This is a genomic window from Nostoc cf. edaphicum LEGE 07299 (assembly GCF_015207245.1).
GTDB lineage: Bacteria > Cyanobacteriota > Cyanobacteriia > Cyanobacteriales > Nostocaceae > Nostoc > Nostoc edaphicum_B.
Genome location: NZ_JADEXF010000746.1, coordinates 1 through 3,261 on the forward strand (window position 1 = coordinate 1; position 3,261 = coordinate 3,261).

The 3,261-nt window shown below is 44.5% G+C and carries 4 protein-coding genes; 1 reads left to right on the forward strand and 3 read right to left on the reverse strand.

Annotated features, from left to right (window positions below; genetic code table 11):
- A partial coding sequence (locus tag IQ229_RS20025) for a DUF3536 domain-containing protein (RefSeq protein ID WP_194046737.1) occupies window positions 1-2,021 on the forward strand: 2,021 nt, incomplete at its 5' end.
- A gap of 296 nt (window positions 2,022-2,317) precedes the next feature.
- On the opposite strand, the gene IQ229_RS24245 is transcribed toward IQ229_RS20025, so the two are convergent.
- The 3 genes from IQ229_RS24245 to IQ229_RS20035 all read right to left on the reverse strand — a co-directional run.
- On the reverse strand, window positions 2,318-2,563 hold the full coding sequence (locus IQ229_RS24245) for a hypothetical protein (RefSeq protein WP_228013593.1): 246 nt from the start codon (window positions 2,561-2,563) through the stop codon (window positions 2,318-2,320).
- 39 nt (window positions 2,564-2,602) lie between these two features.
- Entirely contained in the window at window positions 2,603-2,848 is a 246-nt protein-coding gene (locus IQ229_RS20030) for an HNH endonuclease (RefSeq protein WP_194046739.1), read from the reverse strand.
- 7 nt (window positions 2,849-2,855) lie between these two features.
- The coding region (locus tag IQ229_RS20035) for a Gfo/Idh/MocA family oxidoreductase (protein ID WP_265583001.1) at window positions 2,856-3,261 on the reverse strand (406 nt) is incomplete at its 5' end.

Genomic DNA, 3,261 nt, shown 5'->3' on the forward strand with positions numbered 1-3,261 from the left:
GTCCCTATCGGTGTTATTTGAAACCGACATTAAACACTTCATCTTCACCTCTGAGTGCGATGGGCTACGCCCCGCCGGAGGCGATCGCCACTAGCCCTAATGATAGTAGTACAGAAGAATTACCCTACATTGATATCTTCTTCTACGATGGGCCGATATCGCGGGATATGGGTTTTAGTGATGTCGTTTATAATTCCAGTCACTTTGCCGGCCGGATTGGTTCGGCAGTGCGTGGGGATCATCGTCTGGCACAGTTAATCTCGGTGGCGACAGATGGGGAAACCTTTGGACATCACAAAAAGGGAACTGAGAAAACTTTAGCCTACGCCTTTACCAAAGAGTTTCCTCAACAGGGTTGGACGGTGACAAACTTCGCCCACTACCTGAGCTTAAATTCTCCCAGTTGGGAAGTAGAATTAAAGTCAGTCACAGCCTGGAGTTGCGCCCACGGTGTCGGCAGATGGGAAGATGACTGTGGTTGCGGTGGAGAAGGCTCAGTTTGGCATCAGAAATGGCGTCGTCCACTGCGGGATGCCCTAAATTGGCTGCGGGATCAGCTAACTGAGGTGTATGAAGAACATGGTAGACAGTTATTTCGCGATCCCTGGCTAGCACGGGATGAATATATCCAAGTAATGCGCGATCGCTCTGCTACCAATGTCAACCGTTTCCTCGCCCGTCATCAAACTCACAAACTAACCGCAGCCGAACAAGTAGACGCTTTGCGCCTATTGGAAATGCAGCGTCACGCTTTGTTAATGTTCACTAGTTGCGGCTGGTTTTTTGAAGAAATTTCCCGTCCAGAGGGGACACAAATTCTGCGCTATGCCGCCCGTGCTTTGGAATTGGCAGGGGAAGTGGCTGGCGTACAGTTGGAAAAAGGCTTCGTCAAACATCTTGGTTTAGCCCCCAGTAATGTGGATCAGTTCAAACACGGTGCGGAAATTTATCGGCAACTAGTGTTAACTGCCCAACTTGGCTTTAAGCAAGTTGCAGCCCATTACGCTATTACTTCCCTGTTTACCAATCAGAAACCAGCAGAAACGCACAATTCTCTACCGAGAAAAGATGCTGCTGACAAACAGTCTCAGCGTTACCAGAAGCGGGTTTATTGCTATGCTGCCAATGAGCTAGATTACCAACTGCAACGGATGGGATCGCTAACTCTGGCTGTGGGAAATTTAAAGCTGGTATCAGAGATTACTTGGGAAAGTGAGCATTTAGTATTTGCTGTTCTACATTTGGGAGGCTGGGATTTCCACTGTGGCATTCAACAATTTACTGGGCGGCGTGACTACAGCAAATTAAAAGAAAAGCTGTTTGGGGCGCTAAAACAAGCTAGTGCGGCTCATACGATCTTGGCGATGACACAGCTATTTGGGGAAGAAGCTTTTAACTTGCAAAATCTATTTGCTGAAGAACGCCACCGGATTATGCGGCTGTTGAGTCAGGAAACACTGGCACGTTTAGGGCAGTTGTATACTCAAGCTTACCGTGATAATTACGGTGTGCTGATGGCGTTTCATCGCGATGAACTTGCAGTACCGCAAGAATTGCAAGTGGCAGCAGATATTGCTTTAGGGCATCGCTGTCTGATGACATTACGATCGCTTGAGCAAGATATCGCTGATCCCCAAAAGAGTTGGAATCACATCTTAGAATTGGAGGCGATCGCTACTGAAGCAAAACATCTGCGTTGTCGGCTGAATATTCCTGACGGGAAGCAGATTTTAGAACAGTTAATCGCGCGATCGCTCTGGCAACTGTTACACGATGCCAATGGTAGCTTTAATGCAGAGATCCAACTATTAGAACGATTGATTGATGTCGGGGATCAACTAAATATTGATATTTCCCTACAGCGATCGCAGGAACTATATTTTAGTTGTCTGCAAAGTCAGATAGCGCCAGTGTGTATTACTAGCCTTGGAAATGAAGCAGATAATCAGTGTCTTCAGTTGCTCAAGTTGGGTAAAAAATTAGCCGTTGATGTTAGCTCGATCTCAAATCAGTTGAAATAGATGTAGGGACTCACAGCGGTACATTGGTGTCAACTTCAGCCATAATTAGCAGTTTGTAGTGGGGACTTCAGTCCCCAAAGCCAGGACTAAAGTCCTTACTACGAACGAACATTTTTATTCAGCTTGATTTACCGGACATGGATTATATAAAATCATGTCCGGTAAATTAGTTTTGATATGTCATTGCGAACAGAAAGAAGTGCAGTGAAGCAATCGCAAGGCTGTTAGATTGCTTCTCTACGAGACGCTCCGCGAACGTTTCGCTCGCAATGACAAGTATTTAACCGAAAATGATATTACCTAATGTGAGAGCGATCGCAATGGTAGGGATAAAGCCACTCACACTTGAAGAGTCCATAGGTATGTTTTTCAAAAAATGTTCCTGCATGGCGTCCAGGTGATATGTCGATCCCAGCTTTAGTTTTAATCTCATATAGCCAGGGAAAGGCTACTACTAAAATAGCTATGACAGTGAAGAAGTAAAAAACCGTAGTTCTAATATTGAGAAATATTAGGGAATTGCTATTGTGATTTTGAGGCATAGAAATGAGAGACAAACTAATAGCTCATACCATCGTAACCTAAAGCTGAAAATATCGCCGAAAACGCGGATCGATATTATCTGTTTTCTGCTGATTACAGGTAAAACAGAGAGTTTGGAGATTGCTAATATCATTTTGACCCCCACGAGCGAGGGGCATGATATGATCGATGCTGAGGTTCGTTTCTACATTAGTTTTACCGCAGCTTCGGCATTGATATTGGTCGCGTTGAAAAACATATTTTTTGACTTCCGGCGGGATACGAATGCGGGGAGTTTTGCTCATTTGTTTTCTAGTTACTCAGAAATTCTTCCAAACTGGGTATGTCTAACCAACTTGATTTTTGATGCGATTCATGAGATAAATCCATCAACAACTGAGAATAAATTCCTTCGCGTAGTGATGGTGTAATTTCCTGATTGCGGTCAATTCCTTGCACCCATTGGTCTACTACGCGGATAAATGCCGAAATGCGCCCATCAGCATAATTTTTGGGAAAAATTAACCGATTCGGTATTTCTATTTCCGTCAAAGGTTTACCCGGTTGGGAAGCCCAAACACGAAAACCATGTATATAATCTTTTTGATTCTCACTACCCACAATTAATGTACCGCGATCGCCATATACTTCTACCCAATGGGTTCTTGCTGCATGAACAACCGCACTGATAGAAAGTTTGCAAGGTGTACCATTGCTG